The following is a 16850-nucleotide window of genomic DNA, read 5'->3' as shown; positions in this document are numbered from 1 at the left end:
ATGCAGGCGGCCATTCTAGCGCCGACGCCCGGTGATGCGCACCCAGCCATCGCGATTGGCGATCGGGTCGAGCTCGAAGTCCTGAGCGTAGGCAGCAGCGACTTCATCACCTTGTTCGGCAAGGATGCCCGACAGCGCCAGACGCCCGCCGGACTTGACCAGGCAGGACAGTTGCGGGGCCAGCGAAACCAGCGGGCCGGCCAGAATGTTGGCGACCAGCACGTCGGCTTTGACCTGTGGCAGATCTTGCGGCAGGTACAGCGGGAACAGCTCTTGGGCAATGTTGTTGCGCCCGGCGTTGTCACGCGAGGCTTCCAGCGCCTGCACATCGATGTCGGTACCGACTGCTTCCTTGGCACCGAGCAACAGGGCGGCGATGGCCAGAATCCCCGAGCCGCAGCCGAAGTCGAGCACATTGCAGTCTTTCAGATCCTGGCCGTCGAGCCATTCCAGGCACAACGCGGTGGTCGGGTGGGTGCCGGTGCCGAACGCCAGGCCCGGATCGAGCAGCAGATTTACCGCGTCAGGCTCTGGAGCCGCGTGCCAGCTCGGCACGATCCACAGGCGCTGGCCGAAACGCATCGGCTGGAAACCGTCCATCCAGCTGCGCTCCCAATCCTGGTCTTCGATGATTTCGCTGTGATGCTCAGGCAGCGGGCTGCCGGTCAGCAGCTCCAGATGCGCCAGCACCGGCGCAGCTTCAGTGCCGCCCTCGAACAAGGCCAGCAGGTGCGTGTGCGCCCACAGCGGGGTGGTGTTGAGTTCCGGTTCGAAGATCGGTTGATCTTCGGCGTCCATGAAGGTCACCGACACGGCGCCCACTTCAAGGAACGCGTCTTCGTAGGTTTCGGCTTGTTCCGGGCTGATGGCGAGTCGTACTTGCAGCCAAGGCATGGCGGGCACCTTTGAAAAAATATGATTGCAGCCTAGCGGCCTGCGAGAAGCGCGCAAGTTTACGCGAGCGCGCAGGGTTTGTGGGAGCGGCATTTGTAGCGCAGATGTTGTACCGGTGGGGATCTGTGGGAGCGAGCCTGCTCGCGAAAGTGGAGTGTCAGTAGATGCATATGGATCTGATACACCGCTTTCGCGAGCAGGCTCGCTCCCACAAGGGGTTTGTGTAGTTTGCAGAAACAACAAAGCCGCCCGAAGGCGGCTTTGTCTGGTGCGGGCTGAAGCTTAGTGCTTCTCGCCAGCCAGCTTGTGCTCGAGGTAGTGAATGTTCACGCCCCCTTTGCAGAAGCCTTCATCACGGACCAGATCACGGTGCAGCGGGATGTTGGTCTTGATCCCGTCAACCACGATTTCGTCCAGGGCATTGCGCATGCGTGCCATGGCTTCGTCGCGGGTGGCGCCGTAAGTGATCAGCTTGCCGATCAGCGAGTCGTAGTTCGGCGGAACCGCATAACCGCTGTACAGGTGCGAATCGACGCGAACGCCGTTGCCGCCTGGGGCGTGGAAATGCTTGACCGTGCCCGGGCTCGGCATGAAGGTTTTCGGGTCTTCAGCGTTGATCCGGCATTCCAGCGAGTGACCGCGGATAACCACGTCATCCTGCGTGAACGACAGCTTGTTGCCAGCGGCGATGCTGAGCATCTCCTTGACGATGTCGATACCGGTGACCATTTCCGAAACCGGGTGCTCCACCTGAACACGGGTGTTCATTTCGATGAAGTAGAAACGACCGTTCTCGTACAGGAACTCGAAAGTACCCGCGCCGCGGTAGCCGATGTCGATGCACGCCTTGACGCAGCGAGCCAGTACTTCCTCGCGCGCTTTCTCGTCGATGCCCGGTGCCGGCGCTTCTTCGAGAACTTTCTGGTGACGACGTTGCAGCGAGCAATCGCGGTCGCCCAGGTGGATCGCATGACCCTGGCCGTCGGACAGCACCTGCACTTCGACGTGACGCGGGTTGGTCAGGAATTTTTCCAGATACACCATCGGGTTGCCGAACGCCGCGCCTGCTTCGGTGCGGGTCAGTTTGGCGAAGGAGATCAGGTCTTCTTCCTTGTGCACCACGCGCATGCCGCGACCACCACCGCCGCCAGCGGCTTTGATGATCACCGGGTAGCCGACTTCACGACCGATGCGCAGTGCCGTTTCTTCGTCTTCCGGCAGTGGGCCGTCGGAGCCTGGAACGGTGGGCACACCGGCTTCGATCATCGCGTGCTTGGCCGATACCTTGTCGCCCATCAGGCGAATGGTGTCGGCTTTCGGGCCGATGAAGGCGAAGCCGGAGTTCTCGACCTGCTCGGCGAAGTCAGCGTTTTCCGCGAGGAAACCGTAACCCGGGTGAATGGCGGTAGCGCCAGTCACTTCGGCGGCAGCGATGATGGCCGGGATGTGCAGGTAAGACTGAGCGGCAGACGCCGGGCCGATGCAGACGGATTCGTCTGCCAGACCCAGGTGCATCAGCTCTTTGTCGGCCTTGGAGTAAACGGCGACGGTCTTGATGCCCATCTCTTTGCAGGCACGCAGAATCCGCAGGGCGATCTCACCGCGGTTAGCGATCAGAACTTTTTCCAACTTCGCAGTCATCAAAGGCTCTCCGCAGTTCAAACGATGGTGAACAGCGGTTGGTCGTACTCAACCGGCTGGCCGTCTTCAACGAGGATGGACTCGATCACACCGCTGGTTTCAGCTTCGATGTGGTTCATCATCTTCATGGCTTCAACGATGCACAGCGTGTCGCCTTTCTTCACGGTCTGGCCGACTTCAACGAAGGACGGCGAGGTTGGCGAAGACTTGCGGTAGAAAGTACCGACCATCGGCGAGCGGGCAACAGTGCCGTTCAGCGCTGGAGCAGCAGCGGCAGCCGGGGCGGCAGCAGCAACAGGAGCGGCGGCAACAGGTGCAGCAGCCGGCGCTTGCATCGGCGCAGGTGCGTAATACTGCTGAGCCGGGGTCTTGCTGTGGCGGCTGATACGTACGGACTCTTCGCCTTCCTTGATCTCGAGCTCGTCGATGCCGGACTCTTCCAGCAATTCGATCAGTTTCTTAACTTTACGGATATCCATGAATCATCAACTCCCAAGGGTCGGTCAGGGGCGTATAGCTTGGTGTTCAAGCTGCTCTAGTGCAGCCTCCAGGGCCAGTCGGTAACCGCTGGCGCCAAGGCCGCAGATCACTCCTACCGCTACGTCGGAGAAGTAAGAGTGATGGCGGAAAGGTTCGCGTTTGTGCACGTTGGACAAATGCACTTCGATGAATGGGATGCTCACTCCCAGCAGCGCGTCACGTAATGCGACACTTGTGTGTGTAAAAGCTGCTGGATTGATCAGGATGAAATCCACACCTTCGCCGCGAGCGGCGTGGATGCGATCGATCAATTCGTACTCGGCATTGCTTTGCAGATGCAGCAGATGATGGCCGGCTTCACGGGCGCGGCGCTCCAGGTCCTGATTGATCTGTGCCAGGGTCGTCGACCCATAGGTGCCCGGTTCGCGGGTGCCAAGCAGGTTCAGGTTGGGGCCGTGCAGCACCAGTAGGGTTGCCATCTGCGTGTCCTTGTTATGAATAAGCAGTCGTCAGAACCCGGCGACTATGCCGCAAAGACTTTGTGACTGTCCAGTTCTATGCAATAGCCAGCACGATGGCCGATGTTTGCGCGAAATTTGTGACCGGGTGGTTAGATCCGGTCATTTACGGTGACGGGGCGGGCCTCTTCGCGAGCAGGCTCGCTCCCACATTGAAATATGTACCCCTGTGGGAGCGAGCCTGCTCGCGAAGGCGGTCTATCAGACACGAAAGGCTTGTACGGCCGTATGCAATTGTCCGCCCAATACCAGCAAGTTCTCGCCCTGTTCGCGCCCACGGCCGATGCGGACCAGGTTATCCCCACCCAATTGGTGAATCCGCTCACTGTGATCGCGAATCTCACTGACCGCGCCGCTCTGCTGTGCGGTGATATCGGCGATGCGGATCGCTGTCTCGGAAATGGTCTGGATCGCGCCGACGATTTTGTCCAGCGCACCGTCCGCCGCTTGTGCCTGATTGGCCGTGGCTTCGGCGTGTTCGACCTGCGCGCGCATGCCCTCGACCGATTGCCGCGCCGCCGTTTGCAGGCCGGCAATCAAGGTTTGAATCTCGGCGGTTGCCCCGGCGGTACGCTGCGCCAGCGAGCGAACTTCCTCGGCCACCACGGCAAAACCACGACCCATTTCCCCCGCGCGCGCGGCTTCAATCGCCGCGTTCAATGCCAGCAGGTTGGTCTGGTCGGCAATCGAGCGAATCACCGTCAGCACGCCGCCGATGGTCGCCGACTCTTCGGCCAGATGTTCGATCATTTGCGCGTTGCCCTGCACTTCGCCGACCAAGGCGTGCAGGCCGGTAAGGCTCTGGCCAATGACGCTCTGACCGTGTTCGACGGCCAGCCCGGCATGACGGCTGGCATCGGCAGCCTGTCGCGCATCGCCGGCAACTTGCTGAATAGTTGCCTCCAGTTCGCCGAGGGAATCGCGAATCAAAGCGGTATCACCCGCCTGATGCTCGGCGCCGCTGTGCAAGTCGTTGCTCAATTCGGCCAGGGTACGGCTACTGCCGGCTACTTGCTCGGCATTACCGCGAATGGTGCCGACCAAGTCCACCAGATAAGCGCGCAAGCGATTGAGCGAAGCCTCGATGTCATGCAATTCGCGGTTGGTCTTGCCCAGTTGAATGTCACGGCTGAAATCGCCTTCGGCCCAGGTCGACAACGCCGGAGCAAGATTGGTCAGGGTGCGGGCCAGACGGCGCTGCAAGGTATCGATCAGTAGCGCGATCAGCAGAATCAGGCCAATCATCACGCCTTGCATCAGCCGCACTTCGCTCTGGATCTGCCCGTGCTGCGCGCGCACCACCGGTTCCAGGCCTGCGATGGCTTGCTGCACGGCGGCGATTTTCAGGTGAGTGGCGGTGCTCAGATCGGTGCGCTTCTGGATTTGCTCGCGGGTGCGTTGCAGTTCCGCCGGATAACGGCCGAGCAAGCTGTTGAGTTCGCGCTTGAGGCCGACACCGGCATCTTCGGCGACGGCTTTTTCAGTGCTCTCGATGCCCATCATTGCGGCGAAATCATCGCTGCTTGATGCATTGCTGGCGACCACACCGAGAAGGGGCAGGGCATCGATCAACTGCGCCTGAGCGCGGATGTTGTCGACTTCGCGCTCGACGTCGGCGGCCAGTTCGCTGCGGCCGCTGCTGACCAGTTTGTCGCGTGCCAGCGACAGTTTGCCCAAGTGCTGCGAGGCAGTGAGCAGTGGCGCGAGCCATGTTGCGTTGCCATTGGCGTAGGTGCTGAGTTGCTCCAGGCTGGCGCTGAGTTCGCGCTCAGCCTGCAACAGCAACGCCTGCGGATCACCGGCCAGCTTGCCGGCGGCGAGCAAGTCGGTTTTGCTGAATTCTTCAAGCCCTGAAAGGCTCGGGCGCAGGGTTTCGGCCAGCGCGGGCGGCAGTTCGCCGAGTTCGTTCTGCAAACCGGCGATGGCCTGACTGGCACTGCTCAGGCGCAGGGCATCGCCACTGGCGAGGTAGTCCTCGACGTTACGCGCCACCTCGTTCTGAAATTGCTGCGACAGCCCCAGATAACGCTCCATCAGCAGATACGGGCGTTCGAGGGCTTTTTGCGACCACCACAGCGTGGCACCCAGGGCCACGCACACGGCGACCAGCAGCAAAGTATTGAGATTGGTGAGCAACTTCAGGCGCATGACGGCTACCAACGGCAGAAATGGTAAGCGCCTGAATTTATTGCGGTTCTGTTACAGGGTTATGACCGAATCGGTGGATTCTGATGAAAAAGTGGCACTTTGCTTTGAGTCCCGTGCGGTCTGCACCCGATTGCGTCCGGCACCCTTGGCGCGGTACAGCGCCTCGTCGGCCTGGCTGGCCATCATCAGGCTGTCGCAGTCGTCGTGCATCTCCACCACACCGGCGCTGAAGGTGCACCATAAATCCTGCGGCTGCGCCGGGTAATGGATTTCGGCGAAGCGCTGGCGGATCTCGTCGAGTACTTTATGCGCGGCTTCTATATCGGTATCCGGCATGACGATGGCGAACTCTTCGCCGCCATATCGACCAATGAAATCGGTCTTGCGCAAACGCTGCTTGAGAAACAGCGCGAGGCTCTTGATCACGCGGTCGCCCATCGGGTGGCCGTGGCTGTCGTTGACCCGTTTGAAGTGGTCGATGTCGAGCATGGCAAAGCTCAGCGGCTTGTTCTCGCGGCGGGCACGGAATGAGCAGTCTTCGAGCAATTGCAGGATGTGCGTGTGGTTGTACAAACCGGTGAGGCTGTCGCGCACCATGCGTGCCTTCAGGTTGCGCGCACGGGCGGCGCGGTTGCGCACCGTTGTAATCAGATGCCGTGGCTTGATCGGCTTGGTCAGGAAGTCATCGCCACCCTCGCTCATGGCGTCGAGCTGTTTATCCAGATCGTCCTCGGCCGACAGGTAAATGATCGGCACGCTGACATAGCGGTCGTTGTGGCGGATCACCTTGGCCAGTTCGGTGCCGGTGCAGGCTGGCATGTACATGTCGAGGATGATCAGATCCGGCTGGAAGTCCGCCAGCTCGGCCATCGCCTGAATTGGTTCGATCAGGGTGCGGGTGACGATTCCGGCGCTGTTGAGCAGGCGTTCAGTGTGCAAGGCCTGGGCGCGGGAATCATCGATGATCAGCACTTTATACGGTTCGTACTGGGCGACGCAGGTCAGGACTTCGATCTTCTCCAGCAGGCTCGACGCTTCGAGGGTGCCGGTGAGGAATTCCTGGCCACCGGCGCGCACCGCGGCGAGACGCGTCGGCGTGTCGGTTTCGTGCAGGCTGAAAAACAGCAGCGGCAGCGGCTCTTCCAGACCGACCTGAGCTTCGGCGGCGAGTTTCAGGCCGACGCCGGCACCGCTGAAATCCACGTCCATGACGATGGCGGCGGGCAGGCGCTCGACCATCGACGAGCGAAACGCCGCCACGCTGTCCAGCGCCTGGGCACTCAGGCCGAAGAATTCCAGTTGCTTGGACAGGCGCTCGGCGCGGTCGTGGTCCTGCAACATCACGTAGATCGGTTTGCGCAGTGGCGGCAGGAAGGTCTGGTCGAGTTGGTCGCCATGGCGCAGGCCGGTGCGCGACAAGCGCTGCATCAAGCGGTTGAGGTCGGTGATCAGACCGCTACTGAGGCGTCCGCGATTGGCGTCCACAGCTTCCAGTGACTGACTGATATGGCGTGCGAGATACGTGTGTTCGGGCTGTTCGAAACGCTCGGCAAAACGCAGCAGGCGCAGGTTGGCCTCGCTTAATTCGGCGAGGTCGACGGTGGACCATTCACTGCGTTGCAGGCGCTGCCATATCTCAAGAATCTGACGTGCCTGATGAATTACCCGCTGGGCAAAGTGGTGCTTGAGACGCTCACGGCTGGGGTCTTCTGGCTCGGTCATATCCTGACTACTAGTTAGGCTGCATGCTGAGATCGACTGGTGGCTCTATGCTAGCACCTCTTTTCCCTTAGACGAGTGTCGCGCGTCAATAATCTGCAATGCGTCACCATTCAGTTTCTGACCGAATGGTTTTATTTATGACTTGTTCGTCGGTCAAGTGCCTGTGTGCAGCGGCTTTATCGGGAGGCTGAGTGATTTTTGGTGAGTTTTTTGCGTCGTGCGCTCAAGCGTAGTGAATCCGCTTTGCGATGGCTTTCCACATCCTGAGCCTGCAGTTCAGGGAAGGTGGTATCGGGGATTCCCTTAGTTCTGGCAGATGCGACATCTGCCCGCGCGATTTGCGGCTTATCTATACTCGCGGGTGCCCGGCCTCGGCACGTTGTTGTATGGTTGTGGTCGAACCGTTGAACCCAAGTGATTGAAAGGATATCGCCATGCTGGACTGGAAAAACCGCGCGGGCAGCGCGCCTGAACGTGCCGCCGAGCCCAAGTCGGCCACCCGCAGCTACGTCGGCGGGCTGTTGTTCAGCCGGGCGCTGGCCACGCTCATCGGTATTTATCTGCTGGTGACCATCGGCCTGGGCTGGTACTGGAGCCAGGAACCGGCGCTGTTTCCGGTGGCGCAAAACGCCCAGGCGGCCGCCGAAAAAGAAGGTAAACAAATGGTGCTCGGTTACACCACGGTCGAAACCCTGAAAACCGTCGCCGGTACCCTGCTCGACAAGCCGGGCGGCTATATTTCCAACGACCGTTTCCCGCCGGGCTTGTGGATGGACAACACGCCGAGCTGGGAATACGGCGTGCTGGTGCAGGTTCGCGACCTGACCCGTGCCTTGCGCAAAGACTTCGCCCGCTCGCAATCGCAGTCGGCGGAAGACGCCGATCTGGCCAAGGCCGAGCCGCGTTTCAACTTCGACAACAAGAGCTGGATCCTGCCGTCCAGCGAGTCGGAATATCAGGAAGGCATCAATTCCCTGAGCCGCTACCAAGCGCGCCTGTCTGATCCAGCGCAGAAAAACGCGCTGTTCTACGCCCGCGCGGACAACCTGAACAACTGGCTGGGCGATGTCGGCACCCGTCTGGGTTCGTTGTCGCAACGGCTGTCGGCCAGCGTCGGCCGCGTCAAGCTGAACACCGCGCTGAAAACCGAAGTTCCAGCGGTGGGCGAAGTGCCGCAGGTTGACGAAGAAGTCGTCGAAACCCCGTGGATGCAAATCGACAACGTGTTCTACGAAGCACGCGGCCAGGCATGGGCACTGTCGCACTTGCTGCGCGCCATCGAAGTTGACTTCGCTGACGTGTTGGCGAAGAAGAACGCCACCGTCAGCGTGCGTCAGATCATTCGTGAGCTGGAAGCTTCGCAAGAGCCGGTCTGGAGCCCGATGATTCTCAACGGCAGTGGTTTCGGTGTGCTCGCCAACCACTCGCTGGTGATGGCCAACTATATTTCCCGGGCCAACGCCGCCGTCATCGACTTGCGTCAATTGCTCAATCAGGGCTGATTAATGAGCCACAACGCCAAAGAGGCAGCGCATCGCGCCGCCTCGGATGCCGAACAGATCGCCTGGGTCGACGAGCAGGACAACCTGCTCGGTGCTCTGGTGCGCGCTGATTTGCGCGAACGCGGGCTGATTGGTCGCGGCACTTACATCATGCTGTTCAATTCCGCCGGTGAGCTTTGCGTGCATCGGCGCACCTTGAGCAAGGCGATATACCCGGGTTACTGGGACGTGGCGGCGGGCGGTATGGTGCAGGCCGACGAAACCTATGCCGAGTCGGCAGCCCGTGAGCTGGAGGAGGAATTGGGCGTCAGCGGCGTTGAGCTCACCGCTCACGACCATTTCTATTTTGAGGACACCGGCAATCGCCTGTGGTGCTCAGCGTTTTCTGCGGTGTGGGATGGCCCGCTGAAACTGCAGCCGGAAGAAGTGCTCGAAGCGCGCTTTATCCCGGTCGAGCAGGTCATGCGGGAAATCGAGCGAAAGCCTTATTGCCCGGACTCTCTGGCGGCATTGAAGCGCTATCTCAAGGCTCAGCAAAGCGACGTCGCAAAGAACACATAAATTGGCGCCGATTGGCACTTAGCAATTGGGTTTTTTGCCGTTACACTGCGCGACCTTTTCAAGCTGCACTGGCCTGCTTTTGTTGAAGCGTCGGTGCAGTAGCGCTGCCCCTGCCTGAGTGGGGCTTCGCGGTCGATGACCTTGCCCAAGGTCGCGATCAGTCTTCGTCCTCCCAAGAGGATTGCCGGTGGCCAAAAAAGCCGCATCCTTCGCCGCCCTGGGCGGTCTGGTATTTTCCACCGACGCAGGTCGTCATTGCCCGGAATGCAGTAAACCGGTGGACGCCTGTATCTGCAAACAAACCGTGATCCCGGCCGGGGACGGCATTGCCCGCGTGCGTCGCGAAAGCAAGGGCCGTGGCGGCAAGACGGTGACCACCATCACCGGCGTGCCGCTGGCCGAAGACGCACTCAAGGAGCTGGCGACGACGTTGAAGAAACGTTGCGGCACCGGCGGGGCGTTGAAAGACGGGATCATCGAAATCCAGGGCGATCATGTCGAGCTACTCTTGGCTGAACTGATCAAGCACGGTTTCAAAGCGAAGAAGTCCGGCGGCTAGCAGCCTCTGTGAAAACCACCTGCGGCTTGATCCGGTTCTGAATGTCTTCGGGTCCGGCGTCGTCTCCATGGTTTTCACAGAGCCTGTTCATGACCGGTTTCTAAACTCCACGCGGTCAGCGCGGTCTACCGCCGCGCTGACGAACCGTCATTTTCATTCTTTAGACTGCGCCAGCCTGCATTTCAGGTAACGCACTATGACTTCTTTATAGGGGACTTCGATGTCCGTACGACGCACACGTAAAGACGATGGCAGCCAATGGACAGTTGCGGACAGCCGCAGTGTTTACGGGATTCGCCATTGGGGGGCCGGGTATTTCGCGATCAATGAAGCCGGTCGCGTCGAAGTTCGTCCGAACGGCCCGAGCAGCTCGCCTATCGACCTGTTCGAGCAAGTCGACCAACTGCGCAAAAGCGGTTTGTCCTTGCCGTTGCTGGTTCGCTTCCCCGACATCCTGCAAGACCGTGTTCGCCAGTTGACCGGCGCTTTCGATTCGAACATCGAGCGTCTGGAATACCAGAGCAAGTACACCGCGCTGTACCCGATCAAGGTTAACCAGCAAGAAGCGGTGATCGAGAACATCATCGCCACCCAGGACGTCTCCATCGGTCTGGAAGCCGGCTCCAAGCCTGAGCTGCTGGCGGTGCTGGCGCTGGCGCCGAAGGGCGGCACCATCGTCTGCAACGGTTACAAGGACCGCGAGTTCATCCGTCTGGCGCTGATGGGCCAGAAGCTCGGCCACAACGTGTTCATCGTGATCGAGAAAGAATCCGAAGTCGGTCTGGTGATCGAAGAAGCCGCCTCGCTGAAGGTCAAGCCACAAGTCGGCCTGCGCGTACGTCTGTCGTCGCTGGCGTCGTCGAAGTGGGCGGACACCGGTGGTGAAAAGTCCAAGTTCGGTCTGTCGGCGGCGCAACTGCTGTCGGTGGTCGAGCGCTTCCGCGCCGCCGGTCTGGATCAGGGCATTCGCCTGCTGCACTTCCACATGGGTTCGCAGATCGCCAACCTTGCCGACTATCAGCACGGCTTCAAGGAAGCGATCCGTTACTACGGCGAGTTGCGCAACCTCGGTCTGCCGGTCGATCACATTGACGTTGGCGGTGGTTTGGGCGTCGACTACGATGGCACCCACTCGCGCAACGCCAGTTCGATCAACTACGACATGGACGATTACGCCGGTGTCGTGGTCGGCATGCTCAAGGAATTCTGCGACGCGCAGAGCCTGCCGCACCCGCACATCTTCTCCGAGAGCGGCCGCTCGCTGACCGCGCACCACGCCATGCTGGTGGTGCAGGTGACCGACGTCGAGAAACACAACGACGAAATCCCGCTGATCGAAAACAAGGAAAACCTGCCGGAAACCGTGCAGTGGCTGGTTGACCTGCTCGGCCCGACCGACATTGAAATGGTCACCGAAACCTACTGGCGCGCCACCCACTACATGAGCGACGTGGCCGCACAGTACGCCGACGGCAAACTCACTCTGGCGGAAAAAGCCCTGGCCGAGCAGTGCTACTTCGCTGTCTGCCGTCGCCTGCACAACTCGCTTAAGGCGCGCCAGCGTTCGCACCGTCAGGTGCTCGACGAACTCAACGACAAGCTGGCCGACAAGTACATCTGTAATTTCTCGGTATTCCAGAGCCTGCCGGACACCTGGGCGATCGATCAGGTGCTGCCGATCATCCCGCTGCACCGTCTCGACGAAGAGCCGCTGCGCCGCGCGGTACTGCAAGACCTGACCTGCGACTCCGACGGCAAGATCAACCAGTACGTCGACGAGCAGAGCATCGAGACCAGCCTGCCGGTACATGGTCTGAACGAAGGTGAAGACTACCTGCTGGGCGTGTTCCTGGTCGGCGCCTATCAGGAAATTCTCGGCGACATGCACAACCTGTTCGGTGACACCGACTCGGTGAACATCTATCAGAACGCCGATGGCAGCGTGTATCACGCCGGCATCGAAACCCACGACACCATCGAAGACATGCTGCGTTACGTGCACTTGTCGCCGGAAGAACTGATGACTCACTACCGCGACAAGTGCGCCAGTGCCCGCATCAGTGCCAGCGAGCGCACGCAGTTCCTCGATGCCTTGCGCCTGGGCTTGACCCGCTCCTCCTACCTGTCTTCCTGAGACCCGGTAACGATCCCGCCGGGTTGTCTGAATTTTTTCCACAAGCTGTGGGAAATTCGGATGACCCGGTAGGGCATCTCCTAAACTTTCCGCGAATAGATCGTCTATCCAAGCCAGAAAAGTCATCCGGTCTGCTTTTCGCGTAGGTCATTTCCTAAGTTGTACTTCGGCACTCTACTCGGCCATGGCTCTCGGCGAGAATCCCCGGCCGCCCCTCCTGTAGAGATCCGCCCATGTTCGATCCAGCCAACGAGCCGTCGTTTCGTCTCGATGTAGCGGGCCTGTCCGACCCCTTCGAAGTCCTCGCTTTTACCGGTAACGAGGCGCTCAGCGAGCCCTTTGCATTCGAGATCGATGTGCTGATCGACGATGCGCAACTGGACCTTGGCGGTTTACTGCACCGTTCGGCGCTCCTCTGTTTCGGCGCGACGCAAGAAGGTGTGCACGGGCAGTTGCAGAGCCTGGTCCAGCATGAGCACGGCAATGGCTCGCGGTTATGCCGGGTGCGGCTCGAGCCAAAATTGAGTCGTCTGGCGCTGCGTTTCAACCAACGAATTTTCAGTGGCCGTTCGGTGCCGCAGATTCTCGATCAGGTGCTCAAGGAACACGGAATCGTCGCTGCCCAGCGGCGTTTCGAATGGAGCAGGGAGCATCCGCCCCAGACGTTTTGCACGCAGTATCACGAATCGGATCTGCAACTGCTCCAGCGTTTGTGCGCGAAGGCGCAGGTCCACTATTACTTCGAGCACCGGCGTGACGGACATTGCCTGGTGTTCGGCGATGATCCGGCGCAGTTGCCAAGAATCGGCACAGCGGCGTTTGCCCGTGACGGTGACGATGTGCCGGGTGTTCGCCAATGGCAGGTGCAAGACACGCAACCAGCCTTTGCCAGCCACTCGCAACCGATGCGCACGGCCGAAGGCCATACCGATCTGCCGCAACTGGGCAGCGGGCAGTGGCTCGCGTTGACCGGCCATCCGTTTGCCGAGTGCAATCGTCAGTGGTTGCTGGCCCGCGTCGAGCATCATGCCGACGCACTGCAGGAACCTGCCTACAGCAACCGGATCTTTGCGCTGGAACAAGGGTTACCGGCAGCAACGGCGGTCGCCCCTCGGAGGCAGCGCATGAATGGCTTGCAACGGGCCTGGGTGGTGGCGGTCGACGAGCCGCGCCCTGATCGACAGCGGCCCGTGGCGGTGCAGTTCGACTGGTTGTATCAGGGCGAAGGCGCGGCCCCTAGCCATTGCTGGTTACCCCTGGCGCCGACGCTAGCCGAAGCACCATTGGCGGCTCTGGCTGAAGGCGTTGAAGTCGTGGTGAGTTTTTTTGAAGGTGATCCGGATCAACCAATGATCAGTGGTGTGTTGCAGGTACCGGCGGCGCAAGATCAGGATGAGTCGTCGGGACTGCCGCAAGCACTCGTCGACGAAGGTTTGCAGCGTTTGTTGCGGTCGGCCGAACCCTTGCTGCTGTTGTGCCTGATTCCGGGGGGGGGCAGTTTCACCCATTGTGCGCAGTCGGTATGCACCTGCCGGCTGATTACCGCCCTTGAACGGAGCGGGGCAAGATGAGCGGCCTGGCGCTCGAACCCATTGTGCAGTGGCTGTTACTCGATAGCGCGGATGCCCCACAGGCCTTGCAGACGCTGCGTCAGGGCTTCGCGACCGTGCGCTGCTACTGGCTGTTTGACGACACCGAGTTTGCCTCGGTGCGCGAACAGGGGCCGGTGTTGATCGAGCTTGAAAATTGCCCCGCGTTGTCTGCGTTGTGCCATCGCGATCCACAGACCTGGCGTGGCCTGATGCTTGAAAGCGCCGCGCCCGCCGATGCCTTGCTTGGCCATTTGCGACGCATGCTCACCGTATCTTTCGGTCTGAGCCAGCGGGCGTTGCTGGGCTACTACAATCGGCAGACGGCCAGCTATTTCTTTGATGCCTGCGATGTTCGGGAACTGAGCCGCTGGCTTGGGCCAATTCAGCAGCTGCGTTGGTTCGGCGGAACCTGGGCAGACCGGGCGATCGGGTGTGAGGGCTGGCAACAGTTGCGCAATCCGCGCTTGGCAGTCCAGCCGCTGGGCGTCGAAGAAACCCTTGGCCGCCGTCAGCGTGAGCGTCTGCAAACCTGTCTGCTGGAACAGCACATCTGGCGCTGGTGCCAATCGATGGGAGTCACTTATCCCTTGATGTGGTCCCATGCCCAACAAGGTCTGGCGCTGGGTTTCAGCGATCGGACGATGCTCGACAGCTGGTTGTGGCTACGCTTGCAACATCCGCATGAGGTTCTGCTGCCGCTGCCGGCGGGGCTGACTCAGCAGGAGGGCATCGAGTATTTGCGGCAGCGCTGGCAGAACGACCAACCCTGAGGTTCAACAGCTATGGCAGGTTCTTTGCGGCAACAGGTCGGTACAGTGATGGGCGGGCTGGTGCTGCTGTTACTCAGCGCCTGTTCGCCGGTGAAGGTGCTCAATGCCCTGACACCTGGCGACACGTTCGAGCGCAAGGCGGGCATCGCTTATGGCGCCGATCCCCGGCAGCAGCTCGACGTGTATGTGCCCAATCAGCCCTTGCCCGATGCGCCTGTCGTAGTGTTTTTCTATGGTGGCAGCTGGAACAGCGGCGCGCGGCAGGATTACCTGTTTGTTGGCGAGGCACTGGCGTCGCGCGGCATTGTTGCGGTGGTGGCGGATTATCGGCTGTATCCGCAGGTGCGTTATCCACTGTTTTTGCAAGACGGCGCGCAAGCCGTGGCGTGGACCAGGGCGCACATCGGCGAGTTTGGCGGCAACCCGAAACGGCTGTATCTGATGGGCCATAGTTCTGGCGCGTACAACGCCGCGATGCTGGCGCTTGACCCGCAGTGGCTGGGCGAGCAGGGCATGTCGCGCAAAGATCTTGGCGGCTGGATCGGTCTGGCAGGGCCTTATGATTTTCTGCCGATCAAGAACCCTGAAGTGCGTCCGGTGTTTTTCTGGCCGGACTCGCCGCCGCAATCGCAGCCGATCAACCATGTCAGTCGTGGGGCGCCACCGGCGTTGCTGATTGCGGCGAACAAGGATGATCTGGTCAACCCGACACGCAACACCGGCGGCCTCGCACGCAAACTGCGCGCCGTCGGGGTGCCGGTGCAGGATCTCTACTATTCGCGGCCCAGTCACATCACCTTGGTCGCGACGTTATCGCGGCCACTGCGGCGACTGGCGCCAGTGCTCGATCAAGTGGTCGGCTTCATTGAACACACGCCGATTCAGTGAGCATCGCCGTCGAACCAGCCGTCGTTGCGCTTGAGCCACCAGGCTTGCGCACCGAGGGTCAGGCTGCGCAGCACCATGAACAGCAGGAACGTTATCCACAGACCGTGATTGCCCAAACTTTGCAGTGCCCAGGCGAACGGCACCAGCATAACCACGGTGAGCAGCATGCCATTGCGCATTTCCCGCGCCCGGGTGGCCCCAATGAACAGGCCGTCGAGCAGATAGCTCCACACCGCAATCAACGGCAGCACGGCGAGGTAAGGCAGATAGACCAAGGCGGTGTCGCGCACGCTCTGGATGTTGGTCTGCATCTCGATGAACAAATGCCCGGCCAGCAGAAACAACAGGGCAAAGCCAAGGCTGGCGATCAGTGACCAGCCACCGGCAACGACCAATGAGCGGCGCAAGGCCAGGCGATCACGGGCGCCGATGGCATGCCCGCACAAGGCCTCGACGGCATGGGCCAGACCGTCGAGGGCATGGGCTGTCAGCAGCAAGCCGTTGAGCAGCAGCGCATTGGCGGCGACCGTCGCATCACCCAGTCGCGCACCTTGCACGGTGATCAGGAAAAATACCGATTGCAGCGCCAGGCTGCGGATGAAAATGTCGCGGTTGACCGCCAGCAGCGGGCGCCAGCTCTGCCACACTTTTAGCGCCGCCCAAACGATGTGTCCCGGATAGGCCCGCAGCGCCTTGCGGGTCAGCACCAAGCCGAGCAGGGCGCCACTCCATTCGGCAATCACCGAGGCCCGGGCCGAGCCGACCACGCCCCAGTCCAGACCGATGACGAACCACAAATTGAGGGCGATGTTGATCAGGTTGGTGGTCAGCAAAATCGCCAGCGGCGCCCGCGCGTTCTGGGTGCCGAGGAACCAGCCGACCAGCGCATAACTGGCCAGCGCGGCAGGCAGGCCGAACAGTCGGGTGTGGAAGAAGTCGCGAGTGAGCTGATCAAGCTCCGCTGACGGTTGCATGAAGTGCAACGCGACGCCGCTCAGCGGTACACCCAGGGTGCCGAGCACCAGCGCCAGCCCCATCGCCAGCAGCAAGCCCTGAAGCAGAATCTGCCGCAACGCCGCGCCATCGCTGCGCCCGGCAGCCTGCGCAGCAAACCCGGTGGTGCCCATGCGCAGAAAACCCATGGCCCAAGCGAGAAAGGTATACAGGCTGGCGCCGACCGCCACCGCGCCCAGTTGATGGGCGTGGGGCAAGTGGCCGATGACAGTGCTGTCGACCAGCGCCACCAGCGGCACGGAAATATTGGAGAGGATCATCGGCGCAGCGAGCGCCCAGACCTTGCGGTGAGTCGGGCGGTCGCGCCAGTCGGCAATCAGGTTGGACATGCGGGCTCCTTGGGGGAGCGGGCATTGTAGCGATTCATCCGGTCCTGAGCAGGATCCGTTGTGGGAGCGAGCCTGCTCGCGAAAGCGTCAAGTCTGTC

Annotated in this window: 14 protein-coding genes; 7 read left to right on the top strand and 7 right to left on the bottom strand. The window is 60.9% G+C overall.

Annotation, left to right across the window (positions count from 1 at the left end; all coding sequences use genetic code 11):
• Nucleotides 1-15: 15 nt before the first annotated feature.
• The 6 genes from prmA to gcbA form a co-directional block, all read right to left on the bottom strand.
• Nucleotides 16-894 (bottom strand): 50S ribosomal protein L11 methyltransferase, encoded by an 879-nt coding sequence (gene prmA / locus CKW18_RS07460; protein ID WP_095188251.1) that lies wholly within the window; start codon nt 892-894, stop codon nt 16-18.
• Nucleotides 895-1176: 282 nt separating this feature from the next.
• Nucleotides 1177-2535, bottom strand: coding sequence for an acetyl-CoA carboxylase biotin carboxylase subunit (gene accC / locus CKW18_RS07455; RefSeq protein WP_095188249.1), 1359 nt, complete (start codon nt 2533-2535; stop codon nt 1177-1179).
• A gap of 17 nt (nt 2536-2552) precedes the next feature.
• Nucleotides 2553-3014: an acetyl-CoA carboxylase biotin carboxyl carrier protein gene (gene accB, locus CKW18_RS07450; RefSeq protein WP_007914603.1), complete on the bottom strand. Its 462-nt coding sequence runs from the start codon at nt 3012-3014 to the stop codon at nt 2553-2555.
• Nucleotides 3015-3038: 24 nt separating this feature from the next.
• Nucleotides 3039-3494, bottom strand: coding sequence for a type II 3-dehydroquinate dehydratase (aroQ, locus tag CKW18_RS07445; RefSeq protein ID WP_016771861.1), 456 nt, complete (start codon nt 3492-3494; stop codon nt 3039-3041).
• Nucleotides 3495-3734: 240 nt separating this feature from the next.
• Nucleotides 3735-4778, bottom strand: a complete 1044-nt coding sequence (locus tag CKW18_RS31460) for a methyl-accepting chemotaxis protein (RefSeq protein ID WP_371857617.1) — start codon at nt 4776-4778, stop codon at nt 3735-3737.
• Between the two features lie 954 nt (nt 4779-5732).
• Nucleotides 5733-7403 carry a diguanylate cyclase GcbA gene (gene gcbA, locus CKW18_RS07435; protein WP_095188245.1) on the bottom strand — a complete coding sequence of 557 codons (1671 nt, stop codon included), beginning with the start codon at nt 7401-7403 and terminating at the stop codon, nt 5733-5735.
• Between the two features lie 434 nt (nt 7404-7837).
• Here gcbA and CKW18_RS07430 point away from each other — a divergent pair, with 434 nt between their 5' ends.
• The 7 genes from CKW18_RS07430 (at nt 7838) to CKW18_RS07400 (ending at nt 15409) form a co-directional block, all read left to right on the top strand.
• Entirely contained in the window at nt 7838-8905 is a 1068-nt protein-coding gene (locus CKW18_RS07430; protein WP_095188243.1) for a DUF2333 family protein, read from the top strand.
• A gap of 3 nt (nt 8906-8908) precedes the next feature.
• A complete protein-coding gene (locus CKW18_RS07425; RefSeq protein ID WP_095188241.1) occupies nt 8909-9466 on the top strand; it encodes an NUDIX hydrolase in 558 nt (185 codons plus the stop codon).
• 187 nt (nt 9467-9653) lie between these two features.
• Nucleotides 9654-10025 carry a translation initiation factor Sui1 gene (locus CKW18_RS07420; protein WP_007914613.1) on the top strand — a complete coding sequence of 124 codons (372 nt, stop codon included), beginning with the start codon at nt 9654-9656 and terminating at the stop codon, nt 10023-10025.
• 220 nt (nt 10026-10245) lie between these two features.
• A complete protein-coding gene (gene speA / locus CKW18_RS07415) occupies nt 10246-12159 on the top strand; it encodes an arginine decarboxylase (RefSeq protein WP_095188239.1) in 1914 nt (637 codons plus the stop codon).
• Nucleotides 12160-12392: 233 nt separating this feature from the next.
• The gene (locus CKW18_RS07410; protein WP_095188237.1) at nt 12393-13730 is read left to right on the top strand and encodes a type VI secretion system Vgr family protein; all 1338 of its coding nucleotides are present in this window, start codon (nt 12393-12395) and stop codon (nt 13728-13730) included.
• Complete coding sequence (locus CKW18_RS07405) at nt 13727-14521, top strand: DUF4123 domain-containing protein (protein ID WP_095188235.1); 795 nt, start codon at nt 13727-13729, stop codon at nt 14519-14521. The genes CKW18_RS07410 and CKW18_RS07405 overlap by 4 nt, the downstream gene beginning before the upstream one ends.
• 12 nt (nt 14522-14533) lie before the next feature.
• The gene (locus tag CKW18_RS07400) at nt 14534-15409 is read left to right on the top strand and encodes an alpha/beta hydrolase (RefSeq protein ID WP_095188233.1); all 876 of its coding nucleotides are present in this window, start codon (nt 14534-14536) and stop codon (nt 15407-15409) included.
• Here CKW18_RS07400 and CKW18_RS07395 read toward each other — a convergent pair.
• The gene (locus CKW18_RS07395) at nt 15403-16752 is read right to left on the bottom strand and encodes an MATE family efflux transporter (RefSeq protein WP_095188231.1); all 1350 of its coding nucleotides are present in this window, start codon (nt 16750-16752) and stop codon (nt 15403-15405) included. The two genes, CKW18_RS07400 and CKW18_RS07395, sit on opposite strands and share 7 nt — an antisense overlap.
• Nucleotides 16753-16850 lie beyond the last annotated feature (98 nt).

The sequence above is a fragment of the Pseudomonas sp. Irchel 3E19 genome, assembly GCF_900187585.1.
Lineage (GTDB): Bacteria > Pseudomonadota > Gammaproteobacteria > Pseudomonadales > Pseudomonadaceae > Aquipseudomonas > Aquipseudomonas baetica.
The sequence above is the reverse complement of the archived record's forward strand: the minus strand, read 5'-3'. Positions and strand labels throughout refer to the sequence as shown.